This is a genomic window from Mycobacterium sp. FW102-FHT13B02 (assembly GCF_058790275.1).
This window is the reverse complement of record NZ_JBYTCM010000002.1, coordinates 73,362-91,117: the sequence shown is the minus strand read 5'-3', so window position 1 is coordinate 91,117 and position 17,756 is coordinate 73,362. Positions and strand designations below refer to the sequence as shown.

Genomic DNA, 17,756 nt, shown 5'->3' with positions numbered 1-17,756 from the left:
TCATCACCCGGAAATCCGGAGCCGTTGCCGCTAGGGTCGGGTTCGTGTGTCCCGCACGGCCTCAGCCCGTACTCACCACGTTGACGTCCGCCGCGATCTTTCTCATCGCCACCATCGATGAGGGCGCCGAGACCGAAGTGCACGAAGCGCTCTCCGGGCTGTCCGGACTCGTTCGGGCAGTCGGATTCCGCACGCCCGCAAGCCGTCTGAGTCTGGTGGCCGGGATCGGCTCGGAGGCCTGGGATCGCTTGTTCAGCGGTCCGCGTCCGGCCGGTCTCCACCGGTTTCCCGAATTGCACGGCACGCGGCACCACGCGCCCTCGACTCCGGGCGACCTGCTGTTCCACATCCGGGCCAACGCCATGGACGTGTGCTTCGAGCTGGCGAGCCAGATCCTGAAATCGCTCGACGGCGCGGTGACGGTGGTCGACGAGGTCCACGGCTTCAAATTCTTCGAGAATCGCGACCTGCTGGGTTTCGTCGACGGCACCGAGAACCCGGATGGTCCCGATGCCGTGGTCGCGGCGCAGATCGGTGACGAGGATCCCGAATTCGCCGGTGGCAGTTACGTTCACGTGCAGAAGTATCTGCACGATATGGCGTCGTGGGAGTCGCTCAGCGTCACCGAGCAGGAACGGGTGATCGGCCGTAGCAAGCTCGAGGACATCGAGATGGCCGACGACGTCAAGCCGCCCAACTCGCACGTGGCACTCAATGTGATCGAAGACGCCGACGGCAACCAGCTGCAGATCGTCCGGGCCAACATGCCGTTTGGCCGCGTCGGCTCAGGCGAATTCGGCACGTACTACATCGCCTACTCGGCTGACCCCAGCGTCACCGAGCGCATGTTGCGAAACATGTTCATCGGTGATCCGCCGGGCAACACCGACCGCATCCTGGATTTCTCCACCGCGGTCACCGGCGTGTTGTTCTTCACTCCCACGGTGGATTTCCTGGACGCCCCGCCGCCCCTGCCAGCCGCCTCACCGGCCGAACCCGAACCCGAACCCGAACCCGAACCCAAGTCCACCGGCATCCTGTCCATCGGCAGCCTGAAAGGTAACCCGCAATGAACAACCTGTACCGCGAGCTGGCTCCCATCACCTCGGCCGCATGGGCGCAGATCGAGGAGGAAGCGGCCCGAACCTTCAAGCGGCACATCGCCGGTCGCCGGGTGGTCGATGTGAGCGAGCCCGGTGGACCGACGACGGCGGCGGTCAGCACGGGACACCTCGTCGACGTCACGTCGCCGGGTGACGGTGTGCAGGCGCACCTTCGGGAAGCCCGCCCGCTGGTCCGCCTTCGGGTGCCGTTCACGGTGTCGCGTTCCGCCATCGATGACGTCGAACGCGGCGCGCAGGACTCCGACTGGGACCCGGTCAAGGACGCCGCCAAGAAGCTCGCGTTCTCCGAGGACAGGGCGATCTTCGAGGGCTACCCCGCCGCCCAGATCGAGGGCATCCGGGCCGCCGGCTCCAACCCCGCGCTGGCGCTGCCGAGCGATCCGCGCGGCTACCCGGACGTGATCTCTCAGGCCCTGTCGGAGCTGCGACTGGCCGGCGTGGACGGGCCGTATTCGGTGCTGTTGTCGGCAGACGCCTACACCAAGGTCAGTGAGACCACCGAGCACGGCTACCCGTTGCTCGAGCACCTCAATCGACTGGTCGACGGCGACATCATCTGGGCGCCCGCGATCGATGGCGCGTTCGTATTATCCACGCGCGGAGGCGATTTCGATCTGCAGCTGGGCACCGACGTGACCATCGGCTACCTGTCCCACGATGCCGAGACGGTGCAGCTGTACCTGCAGGAGACGCTGACGTTCCTCTGCTACACCGCCGAGGCGGCGGTCGCGTTGGGCGCGTGAGGCCCTAGGGACTCGCACTCGGGACCTATGGCCCTGCCTGTGACCATCCCTCCGTCAGTAGCGTTCCGGCCATGTCCACCGATGCGCCGGTAATCTCGACTCTCTCCGAGACCGAATGCTGGAATCTGATGGGAACCGTCGAGTTGGGACGACTCGTCACGTGCGTTGACGGCTGGCCGGAGATCTTTCCGGTGAACTTCGCCGTACAGCACAGAACCGTGCTGTTCCGCACCGCCGAAGGCACCAAATTGGTCAGCTCGGCGATCAACAAGCACGTGTTGTTCGAAGTTGACGGTAACACCGCCGACGATGGCTGGAGTGTCATCCTCAGGGGAACGGCGCGCACCCCACACACCGATGACGACCTGGAGGAAGCCCGGCGGGCATGGCTATTCCCTTGGACGGCAACGCCGAAGCCGCATTTTGTCCGCATTCACCCGCTGCGGATTACCGGGCGCCGATTCGTTTTCGGCCCCGAGCCCACGAATGATCCGAACGTCGAATGAGGTTCTGCGCCTCCCGCTCGAAGCATGGGTGGGCGTGGCTACCGCCACGACCCGTCCCGTGAGGGAAATGGATGCGACAGATGGCCAAGCATTGGTTGGTGATGGAGGGCGACGGACCGCCGGCACGGTTCGGCACCCGCGTGGCCGGTGCCGGCCGGCATCTGCCCGCCACACATTTCACGACCAACGAATTGATGGCGCGCACGCGGCACCACACGCACATCGATTTGGAGCGATTGACCGGTATTCGTGAACGCCGCGTCTCGGTGGGAGATGAAGACTCCCAGACACTTGCGACCTCGGCCGCCCTCGACTGTCTGGGCCGGGCGCACCAAAGTGCCGCGGAGCTGGATGTGGTGATCAGCTGCAGCATCACGAAATTTCGTGGCGGCTTGACTCAGTGGGCGGAGCCGACGATGAGCAGCGTCGTCGCGCACGCCATCGGGGCAAAGCGGGCCATGACGTTCGACCTGTCCAACGCGTGCGCCGGAATGCTCACCGGCGTAACGGTTCTCAACAATTGGATTCGACAAGGAGCCGTCCGGCGCGGGTTGGTGGTAAGCGGCGAATACATCTCGCAACTCGGCCAGAACGCGGCGCGCCATATTCGCAGCATCATGAGCAACGAACTCGCCTGCCTGACATTGGGAGATGCCGGGGCTGCGCTGCTCCTCGAACGTGCCCCAGCCGGGTCGCCTGGGATCAGCCTCGCCGGCTTCACCACCGTTGCCGACTACAGCCGGCTGTGCCTGGGGTATCCGAAGGGCAGCGATCCTGGAGCTCGAATGTTCACCAAGTCTCGTGAGATCCAGCGGGCCGCCATCTCTGACACCCCGCTGTTGTTGCACGAAGCCCTCGACGCGGCCGGCATCTCGATCCACGACATCGATCACGTGATCACTCATCAGACCTCGGCGCGCGCGATACGCAAGGGCATGGCTGCAGTTACGGCCTCGTTCGGTGACAGTCCCCGGCACGACGCCGTGATCACCGTTGATCGCTACGGAAACACCGCGTCGACCACGCACACCGTGGCCCTCGTGGAAGAACTCGAAGCCGGGCGAATCCGCCCCGGCGAGACCATCGCCCTGATCGCGCTGGCATCAGGTCTGGAGATCGGCGTCGTTCTCCTCACCGTGGACGAGGAGCTGGTGAACCACTTTGGGCACAGTCATTGACCGTCTCGCCGTCACCAGCGGCGGGTGGCGCAACCGGCACAGCGCTTTACGACTCGCCGTCGCCGCGGCAAGAACCTGTCTGGAAAAGGCCGGAACCGACCCCGCCGATGTGGACCTTCTGGTCAATACGGGCATCTACCGCGACCGGAATCTGGCGGAGCCCGCGCTCGCGGCGCTGATTCAGGAGGATGTCGGGGCCAACGCCGAGGACCCACACGCCGACGCCCACGGCACGTTCTCGTTCGACATAGCCAACGGGACCTGCGGCGTCCTCACCGCCCTGCAGATCGTCGACGGCTTCCTGCGGTCACGCACCATCGACCGTGCCCTGGTCGTCGCGAGTGACGCCAACCCGGGCCACGGTATGAGCCAAGGCTTTCCGTTCTCCCCTGCCGGGGCGGCACTGCTCTGCGGCTGGACCGGCGACGACTACGGACTCGGGCGCGTGCACTGGATCAACCTCCCCGACGATGGCGAGACCTTGAGTGCCACAATCGGACTCGAAGATAGACGTAATGTGCTTCGAGTCAGGCAGTCCGCCACCATGGACGAGCGGTTCGCCACCGCTGGAAGTGAGGTGGCCCGAAGCTGCCTCCGGGAGGCATCGCTCGAACTCGGGGACGTCGACATGATCGTCGCCGCTCCGGCCCGGCAGGAATACCGCGCCGCACTGGCAACCCACCTCGGGGTGCCGGTAGGCCGGGTCACCGTCGCAGACGACGAGAGAATGCACACCGCCTCGCTTGCCGCCGCATTCCATTCTGCGGCCGAAGAACTCCCACCCGGTGCCCGCATTCTGCTCATTGCCGTCGGCGCGGGGGTGACCGCAGGGGCGGCTCTGTACCGAGTGGCGCCCGAAGCGGCTTCGCGCGCGTCGCGTCGTTGAGCACCGAGAACTGTCTCGCCCGGCGCAGCGGCGCAGAAGTTTCATTCGTCCTGGCTGGTTGACGCCGCGTCGTGTTGGCTGCGACGTCGCGAGTCGGCATGCGCAGCCAGCACTCGCACGCCATCCTCGATGCCGCGGGCCAGCTTGTCGACGTCGGGGGCGCTGTCGTAGTCGGCGGTAATCCCGAAAACGAAACTCTCTGCGTAGCTGAGCATCGCTATGCCGGTGCGTAGACGAAGTGCGATCGGCGGGATCGGCAGGATCTCCAGCACCTCCCGGCCCATCACGTGCTGCCGCTTTCGGGGTCCCGGTACGTTCGTCGCCAACGCGGTCACCGCGCTCTGCGGCAATCGCGTCAATAGCCGCATCACCCCGGCCGACAAGGCAAACGGCAAGGCCCGCGCCGCCGAGAGCACCGCGCTGCCGCCTTCCCGCTGCCCGCTCCCTTTGGCTTTCGTGAGCCGGCGGTGCACAATTTCCAGCTGCTTGATCGGGTCGGGCTCATCGACCGGCAAGAGCGGCAGCATCGCCGACACCCGGTTGTCGGTCAGGTCGAAGTCGTTCGCTCCGCGCATCGACACGGGCACGAGAGTTCGCAGGGCCTGGTGTCCCGGCGTTTCTCCGCGGTCGGTCAACATCGCCCGGTAGCTGTTGGTGATCGCGGCCAGCGCAACGTCGTTGAGCGTCACATCGAAAGCCCGGCACACCTCACGCATGGCGCCGAGGTCCACCTTGGCCGCACTGTAACGACGCATTGTTGCGACGGGTCCATTCAGCGATGACTCCCCCGCGGTGGTGAGCACACTGACCGTCAGCTCTGCGGCGCCGACCAAGGCGTGCTCGGCGGCACCGGCTACAGCCAGGGTTGCACGCCAGGTGTCACCTATCCAGTTCAGTGGATTCGCGCTCGGCCGCAACAGACCCAGGATGGGTCTCCCGGACTCCTTGGCGGCGCGCGTGCTGGTAGCGAAAGTCTCGCGGGCGCCGTCATCGCTGAGCTTTGTCAGAATCTGCGTCGTCGCGATACCGTCGGCAATACAGTGGTGGATCTTCACCAGCACCGCCCACCGACCGTCGGTGAGCCCTTCGATGACCCAGCACTCCCAGAGCGGGCGCTCACGGTCGAGCCGTCGCTCCATGATGCCGGCGATCATCCGGAACAGCTCGGCGTCATCACCAGGGTGCGGCAGCGCGATCCGATGGAGGTGATGCGCAATGTCGAAGTGGGGGTCCTCCACCCATTCCGGTGGGCCCAGATCAAAGGCGTGAGTGTGCAGTTTCTGTGTGCACCGTGGAATGTGTTGCACCCGTTCGGCAAACGCTGAAACAAGCTCACCGTAGTCAGGGGGCGGCCCTTCAACAATCGAGATACCACCGACCGCGAGACTGACATGCGGATCGGAATCCTCGGCCTGCAGAAAAGTGGCGTCAAGGATGGTCAAGTGATCCATTCGGTGACTATGTACTCGCGGCGCTCGTCACGACAGGGCCGCAAGTCTTCGACCTTCGGGCACCACGTCCTTCGGCTGACGGTGCCCCGGAAGGATCTCGGTCGACGGCCGTCGGAATGCCACCCATTCGAGTGACTTTCGCCCCTGGCTCGCGGCGATCTGCTGTGGCACGTTGACATTCTGGCGCAAAGTGCGGCAGCAAACACTTGGGTGCTCGAGTGGCGATCCGTTACGGCACGACGTGCAACTGGGGATGACATTGGCCGGCAACGACTCTGGTCGCATCCGACGTTGCGTAGCGCGGCAGGAGAGGAACAGATCCATGGGAGAACTCCAATGACCATTGATGAGGGTTCCACAACCGCTGCCGCAGCGACCATGGCTTCGATGTTTCTCGACCGGGTTGAGATGTCGTGCGACAAGGAGGCCTTCCGTTATCTTGTTGGCGGCGAATGGGTCTCGACGACTTGGCGGGAGACCGCCGACCGCGTCGAAGCACTGGCCGCCGGTCTGCTGGCGCTGGGCATCGAACCCGAGCAGCGAGTCGGTCTCGCGTCGAGTACGCGATACGAGTGGATAGTGGCCGATTTGGCGATCATGTGTGCCGGCGCCGCCACCACCACCGTGTATGCCAACACCAACGCCGGCGACACCGCCTACATCCTGTCCGACTCGCAGTGCCGCATCGTGTTCGCCGAGGACACCGCGCAACTGGCGAAACTGACCGAACGCCGCGCCGAATTGCCCGACCTCACCAAGGTGGTGCTGTTCGACGGCACCAGCGACAGCGACTGGGTGGTCACCCTGGCCGACCTGGCTGAGTTGGGCGACAAGTTCCTGCTCGACCACCCTTCGGCGGTGTGGAAACGAACCGCCGAAATCGCCCCCGAGCGGTTGGCGACGCTGATCTATACCTCGGGAACCACCGGACGGCCGAAAGGGGTTCGGCTGTCGCACGCGGCCTGGGCCTATGTGGGGATGGCGGTCGCCGAGCTGAAGATCCTCGACGAGGATGACCTCCAGTTGCTGTGGTTGCCGATGGCCCACGCGTTCGGCAAGGTCCTGCTCACCGCGCAGCTGGCATGCGGGTTCGCCACCGCGATCGACGGACGGGTCGACAAGATCGTCGACAACCTCGCGGTGGTCAAACCGACGTTCATGGGCGCGGCACCTCGGGTGTTCGAAAAGGCACACGCCCGCATCGTCACCACCGCGCAAGCCAAGGGCGGGCTCCGGTCCTGGCTCTTCACGGCCGCCTTCTCCGCAGCGCTCGAACTGGACCGCCGGCGGCGCGCGGGCGGGTCCACAGCGCTGCCCAAGGTGTTGCTCTGCAAGCTGTTCGACCATCTGGTGTTCAGCAAGGTGCGGGCGGCGTTCGGTGGACGCATCCGGTTCTTCATCTCCGGCGCGGCACCGCTGAACCGCGACATCGGCGAGTGGTTCCACGCCGCGGGTCTGTTGATCCTGGAAGGCTACGGCCTGACCGAGACCGCGGCCGGAACGTGTATCAACCGGCCTGACCACTACAAGCTGGGTACCGTAGGGCTGCCCTTCGACGGTACGTCGCTACGAATCGGCGACGACCGTGGCGAAATCCAGATCCACGGCCCGGCCGTGATGGATGGCTATCACAACCTGCCCGACAAAACGGCGGAAGCATTCACCGACGATGGCTGGTTGCGCACCGGAGACGTGGGCACGATCGATGCCGACGGATTCCTGAGCGTCACCGGCAGGATCAAAGAGATCTTCAAGACCTCAGGGGGCAAATATGTCGCCCCCACGGCGATCGAGACGAAGTTCATGGCGACGTGTCCGTATGCCAGTCAGTTCATGGTGTTCGGAGAGGGCCATAACTACTGCGTGGCATTGATCGCCCTTGACGCCGACATGATGTCCGGGTGGGCGGCTGAGAACGGTCTCGAAGGCGCGACGTACCAGGAACTGGTCGAGGCACCCGCGGTGCGGGACTTGATCGCCGGGTATGTCGACGCGCTCAACGCCGACCTCAACCGTTGGGAAACCGTCAAGAAGTGGGCGCTGCTGGACCACGATCTGTCCGTCGAGGGCGGTGAGCTGACACCGTCACTGAAGGTGAAGCGCGCCGTTGTGGCCGACCAGAATCAAAGCATCCTCGATGGCTTTTACAGCTGATCGACCGCCTGTAAGCGTCGGCGACTACGCCGTCAGGACCGCGTCTAGCGCCGAGAAGAAGATTCCGAGTCCGTCGTCCGACGGGCCGGTGAGAGCTTCGGTGGCGTGCTCGGGGTGCGGCATCAGTCCGACGACGCGGCCGTCGGCCGAGCTGATCCCGGCGATCGAGCGCATCGAGCCGTTCATGTTGTCGCGGTAGCGGAAGACCACGCGGCCTTCGCCTTCGAGCTCGTCGAGCACGTTCTCCGGCGCGACGTACCGGCCTTCGCCCGACTTGAGCGGGATCAGGATGTCGGCTCCGTTCTCGTAGCGGCTGCTCCACGCGGTCGACGTCGCGGTCACCTCGAGCCACACGTCGCGGCAGATGAAGTGCAGGCCCTCGTTGCGGGTGAGTGCGCCCGGCAGCAGTCCGGCCTCGCACAGCACCTGGAAGCCGTTGCAGATACCGAGGACGGGCATGCCCTTGCCGGCCGCTTCCACGACCGACGTCATGACGGGCGCGAACTTGGCGATGGCACCGCAGCGCAGGTAGTCACCGTAGGAGAAGCCACCGGGAACGATGACGGCGTCGACGCCCTTGAGGTCCGGATCGGCGTGCCAGAGGCTGACGGCCTCGCCGCCGACGGCCCGGACCGCACGCGCCGCATCGACGTCGTCGAGCGTGCCGGGGAAGGTGATGACACCAACCCTTGCATTTCCCGTCGCTGCGCTCGCCCAGTCCGTCGTCATGCGTTCTCCCGGCGCACCGAGAAGTCCTCGATGACGGTGTTGGCCAAGAGCGTCTCGGCGACGTGCTCCAGCGTCTCGTCGGACACGCTGTCGTCGACCTCGAGCTCGAAACGCTTGCCCTGCCGAACGTCGGATACTCCGGTGATCCCGAGGCGCCCCAGCGCTCCGACGATCGCCTGGCCTTGCGGGTCCAGGATCTCGGCCTTGGGCATCACGTGCACAACGACGCGGGCCACGCGCGCTCCTTTGTTCGGGTCGGATTGCTCGACCAGGCGAGCGCAGCGACGGGAATATGCAGAGTCACTCTACCGGCGCCCCTGTTCGCCGCGATGCCCGCACAATGGGGTGCATGGAGCTGACGCACTTCGGACATTCCTGCCTGCTGGCCCGATTCACCGACGGCGACGCGGACGCGACGGTCCTGTTCGACCCCGGCAACTTCTCGCACGGGTTCGAGGGCATCACCGGACTGGACGCCATCCTGATCACCCATCAGCACCCCGACCACGCCGACCCGGCGCGCCTCCCGGCCCTGGTCGAAGCAAACCCGCAGGCCAAGCTGTATGCCGACCCGATGACCGCGGCGCAGCTGGGCGGCTCGTGGCAGGCGGTACACGTGGGCGACACCCTGTCCATCGGGCACCTCACAGTGCGCGGAGCCGGCGGTAAGCACGCCGTGATCCACCCGGACATCCCGATCATCGACAACATCTCGTACCTGGTCGGTGATGCTGGTCACGCCGCCCGGCTGATGCACCCCGGCGACGCGTTGTTCGTGCCGGACGAACCGGTCGAGGTGCTGGCCGCGCCGGCCGCCGCGCCGTGGATGAAGATCGCCGAGGCCGTCGACTTCCTGCGTGCCGTCGCGCCCCAGCATGCGGTGCCGATCCATCAGGGCGTCGTCGCCGAGCAGGCGAAGGGCATCTACTACGGCCGCCTCGACGAGATGACGTCCACCGATTTCCGGGTCCTGACACCCGAGCAGGAGACGCGGTTCTGAGCACCCGACGCTTCCTGGTGTGGTGGGCCGTGGTGGGGTTCACCGCGGCGATCGCGCTCGGCCTGGCGGTCAGGTCGGGGGATTCTGCCCTGGATCGCTGGTTCGTGGTGACGTCGAACGACCTCCTCGGCCCGCGCCCGTACTGGATGCTGCTGCTGAATCGGGTGCGGGTGCTGGTGCCGCTCTACCTGCTGGCGATAGGCATCCCGCTGTGGCGGCGCGAGCTCCGGCTGGCCACCGTCACCGCGCTGTGCCCCGTCATCTCGATCATCGGCGCGAAGGTGCTCAAGGTGCTGTTCGGCCGGCCCTGGTACGGCGAGAATCTGGCGTATCCCAGCGGCCACACCACGGTGGCGATCACCGTCGCGGCCATGCTGGTGCTCGCGATCGGGATTCACCCGTGGAGTGTCACTCTCGCCGTGATCGGTGCCACCATCCCGTCTATCGGCATGGCCAGCAACGGCTTCCATTACTTCACCGACATCATCGGCGGCGCGCTGTATGCGACCTCGATGGTGTGCCTGGCCATCTTGGCGGCTGGGCCACAGGCGTTGCACCATTCACGAACCAGGGGCGCCTCGCACTGGGGAAGTGGAAGTGGCCGGCGGTAAGCCTCAGCCGACGGCGGCCGCCGCGGCGCGTCCGGCGGCCCGGCCCGAGAAGATGCAGCCACCCAGGAAGGTGCCTTCCAGCGCCCGGTAGCCGTGCACCCCGCCGCCACCGAAACCAGCTGCCTCGCCGGCGGCGTACAGTCCGTCGAGCACTCCGCCCTCCGGCGTGAGCACCCGGGAGTCCAGGTCGGTGTGCAAGCCGCCCAATGACTTTCGGGTCAGGATGTGCAGCTTGACGGCGATCATCGGACCGGCCTTGGGATCGGTCAGCCGATGGGGGCCGGCGATGCGGGCCAGCCGGTCCGGCAGGTAGGAACGCGCGGCGCGGTACGCGACGGTCTGGCCGTCGCTGCTGAGCTTTCGGGTCATCTCGTTGTCGCGGGCAGTGACCTCGGCTTCGACGGTCGCGTAGTCCAACGGCACGACGTCGGGCACGTTGTTCATGGCGGTCACCAAGTCGCGCAATGTGTTCGCCGACACGAAGTCCACGCCCTTGTCCACGAACGCACGTACCGGAGCGGGCCCGCCATTTCGGCTGCGCGCCAGCACTTCCCGCAGATGCTTGCCGGTGAGGTCGGGATTCTGCTCCTGGCCGGACAGCCCGAACTCTTTGGCGATGATGCTCTGGTCGAGCACGAACCATGTGTAGTCGTAGCCGGTTTGGCAGATGTACTCCAGCGTGCCGAGGGTGTCGTAGCCGGGGTACAACGCGTCGGGCAACTTCTTGCCCGTGGCGTCCAGCCATAGTGACGACGGGCCCGGCAGGATGCGAATGCCGTGCAGCGGCCACACCGGGTCGTAGTTGGTGATGCCTTCGGTGTAGTGCCACATCCGGTCGTTGTTGATGACGCTGGCACCGGCGGCTTCGCTGATGCCGAGCATGCGGCCGTCGACGTGCGCAGGCACGCCGGACAGCAGCTGCCCGGGAACCCGGCCCATGCGCTTGGGCCAGTTCTGCCGCACCAGATCATGGTTGCCGCCGATACCGCCGCTGGCGACGATCACCGCCTGCGCCCGGAATTCGAACTCCCCCACGGTGTTACGCGACGACGCCGCGCCGCGGGCAGTGACCGACGGTTCCAGCACCGCGCCGCGCACACCGCTGACGGCACCGCCGCTCCCACCATTGACGGCACCGCCGTCGACGATGAGCTCGTCGACCCGATGCCGGTGGGCGAACTTCACTCTGGGATGGCCGACGACGCGTCGGGCGAACACATCGACCAAGGCCGGGCCGGTGCCCCAGGTGATGTGGAAGCGGGGTACCGAGTTGCCCGGCCCTTTGCCATCCCAGCCGCCGCGTTCGGCCCAGCCGACCAACGCGAACGTCTGCAGGCCACGTTCTCGCAGCCAGCTGCGCTTCTCACCGGCGGCGAAGTCGACGTAGGCCCGCGCCCACTGCTCGGGCCAGTGGTCTTCGTCGCGGTCGAATCCTGCGGTGCGCAGCCAATCCTGCAGCGCCCGCTCGTAGCTGTCGCGGATACCGACGCGGCGCTGTTCGGCGCTGTCGACGAAGAACAGTCCCCCGAACGACCAGAACGCCTGGCCACCGATGTTGGCCTCGTTCTCCTGGTCGACGATCAGCACCGACCGACCGCGCTCCAGCAGTTCAGCGGCGGCGACCAATCCGGCGAGCCCCGCCCCCACGACGATGACGTCAGCATCCATGGCGCCACGCTAGCGCCCCGGGCGTTACGCCGCGTCGGTTAGGGCCGGGCTCGGCGTCCACTCGTAGGCCGCCGGGACACAACCGTGCATGAGCGACAGATCGACGGCGTCGAGCATGGCCTGCCGCGGCCCGGTCCGGCGCAGCTGGCCGGCGGCCACCGCCAGCCGGACGGTGCCCCCGCGGCGCGCCGTCCGCTCGGCAGCCAGTACCAGGGTCCGACACCACCAGGGTTCGGTGAGAAAGCCTTCCCCGATACCGAGAACCCGGGCCCGCAGCGTTGTCGACCGCACCAGATCGGTGATCCCGCTGTCCCCGGCCAGCATCCGGAAACCGTTGCGCGGCAATGCCGTCACCGTGCCCTGTGACGCCGTCCAGCCAGGGGCGGCGAACAGCCGGGTGCGCAGGCCGAGGTGTTCGAGCACTCGGTCGGCGCCCATCAGCCGCAGATTGGCCTCGTGAGCGGGCAGGGCGGCGAATTCGCCCCGACGCTTCTTGCTGGCCGCTTCGTCGAATCCGTGCAGGACCACGGCGGCTCCGTCGGCGCGGCGCGCGGTCAGCCAGTCGACCGTGGCGGCGTCGCGGTCCAGGCGGTAACCACCCTTGAGCCGCGGGGCCACCAGCAGCGACGCGGGAATCCGGCGCGCGTCGAGCTCGGAGCAGAAGTCGGCGACATCGCCCAGCGTGCGGTCCCGGATGCCCGAGATCGAGACGATCAATTGGCCAGCCATGCAAGCAGTGTGACAACTTGAGGTGTCCCATTGGTTGCCGTGACATTGGTGCCACCTGAACACTTCCACTTCCCGCGAGCGTGCGTGTCTGCGCGTGACACGCCGCCACGGGCGTGCAGAAACGTCGCGCTCGTCGGCCCGGCTCGCGGGAGGTGGGGTTGCGGGAATTGGCGCTAGCCGGAGAAGAGGATTCGGGCAAGGCGCTCGGCAGTGTCGACGGGATCGTCGCCGGTGACGGCGCCGTTGAGCGTCAGCAGCGCGAAGCCGTGCACCAGGGACCAGGCAGCCAGGGCCGCGCCCTCGGGGTCGCGCTGAGCGTTGGGATCGGCCAGGGTCGCGACGCCACGCGTGAGCTCGGCCGCAGCCTCGGCTTCGGCGGCGCGCAGGGCCGGGTCGGTCGCGTCGTAGAGCATCTTGTCGAACATCACCGCGTAGTAACCGGGCTGGTCGAGGGCGAACTGCACATAAGCCCTTGCGGCATGGGCGAATTCAGGCTTGGCATCATCGAGCGCTGCGGCCAGCAGCGTGAAGCCCTCGGTCGCCAGTGCGGTGAACAACCCACGCCGGTCCGTGAAGTGATGCGCGGGTGCCGCGTGCGACACCCCGGCGGCGCGGGCCAGTTCGCGCAGCGAGATACCGTCGGCACCGCGTTCGGCAACCAGTACCGCCGCCTGCGCCAGGATGACGGACTTCAGGTCGCCGTGGTGGTAGCTGTGCCTGGCCATGTCCGCATCCTATCTTGACAGTGACAAGTTCCAGGTTATCCTTCAATCTAGGCGTTGACCAGATTACGGAGGCGCAGCTCATGGCCGTTCTTCTCGCTCTCGTGCTGGGCAGTTTGGCCGCGCGGACAGCCGGCTGGCTCGGGGTCGGCTATGTCGACAGCTGGCCCGGTGCCATCGCGGTCGGTCTGGCCCTGATGTTCACGATGACCGGCATCGCCCACTTCACCCCGGGCATGCGGCGCGACATGATCGCGATCGTCCCACCGCGGCTGCCGTCACCGGAACGGCTGGTCGCCGTCACCGGCGTACTCGAACTGCTCGGCGCGGTCGGGCTGCTGTTTCCACCCACGCGCGTCGCGGCCGCCATTTGCCTGTTCCTGCTGATGCTCGCCATGTTCCCGGCCAACATCTACGCCTCGCAGATGCCCGACACCCCGCCGTCGATGACGGCGAATTTATGTGTGCGCTCCGTCCAGGAGGTCGTCTACCTGGCCGCCGCCGTATTTGTCGCGGTCCGCGGTGGCTAACACCCAGGCGTACTGGAAGGCCGCTTCCTTCCAGCGTTCGTAGCGCCCACTGGTGCCACCGTGCCCGGCGGCCATCTCGGTCTTGAGCAGCACAGGACGGTCGTCGGTCTTGGTGACGCGCAGGGCCGCAACCCATTTCGCCGGCTCGACGTAGTACACCCGGGTATCGTTCAGCGACGTCATCGCCAGGATGCTGGGGTAGTCCTGGGCCGTCACGTTCTCGTACGGCGTGTAGGACTTCATGTAGTCGTAGACGTCCTTGTCCGCCAACGGATTACCCCACTCGTCCCATTCGGTGACGGTGAGCGGCAGCGACGGATCGAGGATGGTGGTCAGCGCGTCGACGAACGGCACCTGCGCCAGAATGCCCGCGAACAGCTGAGGCGCCATATTGGCCACCGCACCCATCAGCAGACCGCCGGCACTGCCGCCGAGGGCCACCAGGTTCTCCGGCCGGGTGACCCCGGTGGCGATCAGATGCTCTGCGGCACTGATGAAATCAGTGAAGGTGTTCTTCTTCGCCAGCAGCTTGCCGTGCTCGTACCAGCCTCGCCCCAGCTCACCACCGCCACGCACATGGGCGATGACGAACACCACACCGCGATCCAGCAACGACAGCCGGGCGATGGAGAAGCGCGGATCCTCGCAGGACTCGTAGGCACCGTAGCCGTACAGCAGCGCCGGCGCGGGATTCGGCGCGCCGGCCCGCTGGATGATCGACAGCGGCACCTTCGTACCGTCGGCAGCGACGGCCCAGTCGCGGCGCTCGAGGTAGTCCTCCGGCCGGTAGTCCCCGAGAACCGGCTGCTCGCGCAACAGAATTCGTTCGCCGGTGGCCAGAACCAGGTCGTAGATCCGCACCGGGATGACGAACGATGTCGCCCCCAACCGCAGCCGCGGTGACCACCAGTTCGGGTTACCCGACAGACCGACCGACATCAACTCCGATTCGAAGGCGATCTCCTGTGGTTCGCCGTAGTTGCCGTCGGCCCCCAAGGGCCACAACTGGATTCGCGGCAATGCCTCGCGCCGGTAGCTGACCACCAGTTGGTCCGCGAACGCATCGACACCGTCGAGGCGGACGTCGTCGCGGTGCTCGATCAGCGTGCGGGTGTGTTCCAGGCCGGCCAGCGGAGCGTCGGACACCGGCGCCTCCACCAGGGTGAAGTTCTCAGCGCCATCGTTGTGCAAGATCAGGAACCGGTCTTCGCCGCCGATCACCGCGTGCTCGACCGAATACTCCACAGAGTCCTTGCGCGGCAACACCACAGTGAACTCGGCTTTGGAGTCGCCGGCGTCGGCGTAGCGCACCTCGGAGGTGACGGCACTGCCCGCGGCGATGAAGACGTACTTGTCACTGCGCGTGCGCCCGACGCCGACCCAGAACCGCTCGTCCGATTCGTGGTGCACCTTCTCACCGGGCAGCCCGGAGCCCAATCGGTGCCGCCACACCGTGTCCGGCCGCCAGGCCTCGTCGACGGTGACGTAGTAGAGCGTGCGGTTGTCGGCCGCCCAGGTACCGCCGGCGCCGATGCCGGTGATCCGGTCATCGTACAACTCGCCCGTGCGTAAGTCCTTGAACTTCAACGTGTATCGCTCATCGCCGACGGTGTCGACCGAGTACGCGAGGATGTTGGCGTCGACGCTGACGGTGGCCGCGCCGAGCGAGAAGAAATCATGGCCTTCGGCCTCGACGTTCTCGTCCAGCAGCACCTGCTCGCCGGGGACCTCGGTGTGCTCGTCGAGTTGCGGCGGCGTCCAGTCGTCGGGATCGCTGATGGGGCACCGGCAGTGCACGCTGTACTGCTTGCCCTCGAAACTACGGGCGTAGTACCACCAGTCGCCGCGCCGGGTCGGTACCGAGAGGTCGGTCTCCTTGGTGCGGGCCTTGATCTCGTCGAAGATCTTCTGCCGCAACGGTTCCAGCGGCTCGGTGATCTCCTCGGTGTAATCGTTCTCCGCATTCAGCAGCGCGATCACGTCGGGATCGTTCTTGTCCCGCATCCACTCGTACGGGTCGATGAACACGTCGCCGTGGTGCTCGCGGCGGTGCTCAATCTTCTTGGCGACAGGAGGCGTACCCATGCTCATGCACCGACCCATTCGGCGAAGCGACGTCCCGAAATCCGTTCGTACGCTTCGATGTACCGGGCCCGGGTGGCCTCGACGATATCGTCGGGCAACGCCGGTGGCGGGGTGTCGCCGGCGCGGTCCCAGCCGGAGTCCGGGCCGGTCAGCCAGTTCCGGACGAACTGCTTGTCGAAGCTGGGCTGTACCAAGCCCTCGGTATAGCCCTCCACCGGCCAGTACCGCGACGAGTCCGGTGTCAGCACCTCGTCGGCCAGCACCAGCCCGCCGTCGGCGTCAACCCCGAACTCGAACTTGGTGTCCGCCAAGATGATTCCCTTGGTCAGCGCGTGCGCGGCGGCCGCGCTGTAGACCTTCAGGGTCTCGTCGCGCAGCTGCGCGGCCCGCTCGGTACCGACCAGCTTCTCGACGGCCTCGAACGCGATGTTCTCGTCGTGCGCACCGATCTCGGCCTTGGTCGCCGGCGTGAAGAGCGGCTCGGCGAAGCGGCTGGCCTCGGTCAGCCCGGCAGGCAATTCGATGCCGCACACCTGGCCCGTCTTGCGATAGTCGATCAGCCCCGAACCGGTCAGGTACCCACGCGCCACACATTCGACCGGCATCATCTCGAGGCTTCGCACCACCAGGGCCCGGCCCAGCACCTCGGCGGGGATGCGCTCGTCGTCGGCGGGGCCGGCGAGGTGGTTGACAGTGCCCAGCTGCTCGGCCAGGTAGTCGAAGAAGAAGACGCTCATGGCGGTGAGCACGCGGCCCTTGTCCGGGATCTCGCTGTCCAGGACATAGTCGAAAGCCGAGATCCGGTCCGACGCGACGAACAGCAGGTGGTCGTCGTCGATGCGATACAGATCGCGAACCTTGCCGCTGGTCAGATGCCGGTAGTCGGACAAAGCTGGGCGCATCGGACCACCCTATCTGTTGGGATGGGAGGCATGAGTTCGCGCTACGTGCCCTACGCCCGGACGCCGGGCCGACTGCTCGGCCAGCTGACCAGCGACATCGTCGCGTTGGTGTGGTTCGCCATCTGGATCTCGGTCGGCGTCGCAGTCCACAGCGCTATCGCCACCATCGCCGACGTCGGACGTCAGGTGCACGACGGCGCCGACGGTGTCGCCAACAGCCTGGGCTCGGCCGGCCACAACGCCGACGGGATTCCCCTGATCGGGAAGGCCTTCGGAGGCCCGCTGCGGTCGGCCAGCAGCGCGGCGGTCGACATCGCGGGCGCCGGTAACAGCCTCAACAGCACCGCAGGCTGGCTGGCCTGGGTACTCGCGCTGGCGGTCGCGCTGCCGCCGATCCTCGCCGTGGCGATGCCCTGGCTGGTGCTGCGGATCCGGTTCTTCCGGCGCAAGTGGACGGCGGTGACGTTGGCGTCGACCGACGCCGGCGAACAACTCCTGGCACTGCGGGCGCTGGCCAACCGGCCGTTGGCCAAGCTCACGGAGGTTTCCGACGACCCGGTGACGGCCTGGCGCACCCACGACACCATCGCAATCCGCAAGCTCGCGGCGCTGGAGTTGCGATCTGCGGGGCTGCGTCCGGCCCGGCCCACGTCGTCCTGACAGCCGGCGCCGATCGTTCGGGCGTTTGCGCTTGCATTGCCGCTGAGTCGTTGCTTCACTTGGAAACCGTCGGCAATA

At 66.5% G+C, this 17,756-nt stretch carries 18 protein-coding genes; 10 read left to right on the top strand and 8 right to left on the bottom strand.

Going from position 1 to position 17,756, the window contains the following annotated elements; all coding sequences use genetic code 11:
- The first annotated feature begins 44 nt into the window (after positions 1-44).
- The 5 genes from AC3WTE_RS03260 (at position 45) to AC3WTE_RS03240 (ending at position 4,437) form a co-directional block, all read left to right on the top strand.
- Positions 45-1,073 (top strand): Dyp-type peroxidase, encoded by a 1,029-nt coding sequence (locus AC3WTE_RS03260; protein WP_492435626.1) that lies wholly within the window; start codon positions 45-47, stop codon positions 1,071-1,073.
- On the top strand, positions 1,070-1,867 hold the full coding sequence (locus tag AC3WTE_RS03255; protein ID WP_492435624.1) for a family 1 encapsulin nanocompartment shell protein: 798 nt from the start codon (positions 1,070-1,072) through the stop codon (positions 1,865-1,867). The genes AC3WTE_RS03260 and AC3WTE_RS03255 overlap by 4 nt, the downstream gene beginning before the upstream one ends.
- A 71-nt stretch (positions 1,868-1,938) precedes the next feature.
- On the top strand, positions 1,939-2,373 hold the full coding sequence (locus tag AC3WTE_RS03250; RefSeq protein WP_492435622.1) for a pyridoxamine 5'-phosphate oxidase family protein: 435 nt from the start codon (positions 1,939-1,941) through the stop codon (positions 2,371-2,373).
- Positions 2,374-2,453: 80 nt separating this feature from the next.
- Positions 2,454-3,551, top strand: coding sequence for a 3-oxoacyl-ACP synthase III family protein (locus AC3WTE_RS03245; RefSeq protein ID WP_492435621.1), 1,098 nt, complete (start codon positions 2,454-2,456; stop codon positions 3,549-3,551).
- A complete protein-coding gene (locus AC3WTE_RS03240) occupies positions 3,535-4,437 on the top strand; it encodes a 3-oxoacyl-[acyl-carrier-protein] synthase III C-terminal domain-containing protein (protein WP_492435620.1) in 903 nt (300 codons plus the stop codon). Before AC3WTE_RS03245 ends, AC3WTE_RS03240 begins: the two co-directional genes overlap by 17 nt.
- Positions 4,438-4,478: 41 nt before the next feature.
- Here AC3WTE_RS03240 and AC3WTE_RS03235 read toward each other — a convergent pair whose 3' ends face one another.
- Positions 4,479-5,888 carry a WS/DGAT/MGAT family O-acyltransferase gene (locus AC3WTE_RS03235; RefSeq protein WP_492435618.1) on the bottom strand — a complete coding sequence of 470 codons (1,410 nt, stop codon included), beginning with the start codon at positions 5,886-5,888 and terminating at the stop codon, positions 4,479-4,481.
- A gap of 336 nt (positions 5,889-6,224) precedes the next feature.
- Here AC3WTE_RS03235 and AC3WTE_RS03230 point away from each other — a divergent pair, with 336 nt between their 5' ends.
- Entirely contained in the window at positions 6,225-8,042 is a 1,818-nt protein-coding gene (locus AC3WTE_RS03230; protein WP_492435617.1) for an AMP-dependent synthetase/ligase, read from the top strand.
- 24 nt (positions 8,043-8,066) lie between these two features.
- On the opposite strand, the gene purQ is transcribed toward AC3WTE_RS03230, so the two are convergent.
- Positions 8,067-8,771 (bottom strand): phosphoribosylformylglycinamidine synthase subunit PurQ, encoded by a 705-nt coding sequence (gene purQ / locus AC3WTE_RS03225; RefSeq protein ID WP_492435615.1) that lies wholly within the window; start codon positions 8,769-8,771, stop codon positions 8,067-8,069.
- The gene (purS, locus tag AC3WTE_RS03220; protein WP_492435613.1) at positions 8,768-9,007 is read right to left on the bottom strand and encodes a phosphoribosylformylglycinamidine synthase subunit PurS; all 240 of its coding nucleotides are present in this window, start codon (positions 9,005-9,007) and stop codon (positions 8,768-8,770) included. Before purS ends, purQ begins: the two co-directional genes overlap by 4 nt.
- Before the next feature lie 113 nt (positions 9,008-9,120).
- Here purS and AC3WTE_RS03215 point away from each other — a divergent pair, with 113 nt between their 5' ends.
- A complete protein-coding gene (locus tag AC3WTE_RS03215) occupies positions 9,121-9,771 on the top strand; it encodes an MBL fold metallo-hydrolase (protein ID WP_492435611.1) in 651 nt (216 codons plus the stop codon).
- Positions 9,772-9,803: 32 nt separating this feature from the next.
- Positions 9,804-10,382 (top strand): phosphatase PAP2 family protein, encoded by a 579-nt coding sequence (locus AC3WTE_RS03210; RefSeq protein ID WP_492435609.1) that lies wholly within the window; start codon positions 9,804-9,806, stop codon positions 10,380-10,382.
- A gap of 3 nt (positions 10,383-10,385) precedes the next feature.
- On the opposite strand, the gene AC3WTE_RS03205 is transcribed toward AC3WTE_RS03210, so the two are convergent.
- From AC3WTE_RS03205 to AC3WTE_RS03195, 3 genes are all read right to left on the bottom strand, one after another.
- A complete protein-coding gene (locus AC3WTE_RS03205) occupies positions 10,386-12,050 on the bottom strand; it encodes an FAD-binding dehydrogenase (protein WP_492435608.1) in 1,665 nt (554 codons plus the stop codon).
- A 24-nt stretch (positions 12,051-12,074) separates the two neighbouring features.
- A complete protein-coding gene (locus AC3WTE_RS03200; protein ID WP_492435606.1) occupies positions 12,075-12,779 on the bottom strand; it encodes a DUF2334 domain-containing protein in 705 nt (234 codons plus the stop codon).
- Between the two features lie 173 nt (positions 12,780-12,952).
- The gene (locus tag AC3WTE_RS03195; RefSeq protein WP_492435604.1) at positions 12,953-13,504 is read right to left on the bottom strand and encodes a TetR/AcrR family transcriptional regulator; all 552 of its coding nucleotides are present in this window, start codon (positions 13,502-13,504) and stop codon (positions 12,953-12,955) included.
- Between the two features lie 80 nt (positions 13,505-13,584).
- Here AC3WTE_RS03195 and AC3WTE_RS03190 point away from each other — a divergent pair, with 80 nt between their 5' ends.
- Positions 13,585-14,031: a DoxX family protein gene (locus tag AC3WTE_RS03190; protein WP_492435603.1), complete on the top strand. Its 447-nt coding sequence runs from the start codon at positions 13,585-13,587 to the stop codon at positions 14,029-14,031.
- Here AC3WTE_RS03190 and AC3WTE_RS03185 read toward each other — a convergent pair.
- Together AC3WTE_RS03185 and AC3WTE_RS03180 are read right to left on the bottom strand one after the other, a co-directional pair.
- Entirely contained in the window at positions 13,960-16,116 is a 2,157-nt protein-coding gene (locus AC3WTE_RS03185) for a S9 family peptidase (RefSeq protein ID WP_492435601.1), read from the bottom strand. The two genes, AC3WTE_RS03190 and AC3WTE_RS03185, sit on opposite strands and share 72 nt — an antisense overlap.
- 2 nt (positions 16,117-16,118) lie before the next feature.
- The gene (locus AC3WTE_RS03180; RefSeq protein ID WP_492435599.1) at positions 16,119-17,018 is read right to left on the bottom strand and encodes a phosphoribosylaminoimidazolesuccinocarboxamide synthase; all 900 of its coding nucleotides are present in this window, start codon (positions 17,016-17,018) and stop codon (positions 16,119-16,121) included.
- A gap of 30 nt (positions 17,019-17,048) precedes the next feature.
- Between AC3WTE_RS03180 and AC3WTE_RS03175 the strand changes: the two genes are divergently transcribed.
- Positions 17,049-17,678, top strand: coding sequence for a hypothetical protein (locus tag AC3WTE_RS03175; protein ID WP_492435597.1), 630 nt, complete (start codon positions 17,049-17,051; stop codon positions 17,676-17,678).
- The last annotated feature ends 78 nt before the right edge of the window (positions 17,679-17,756 follow it).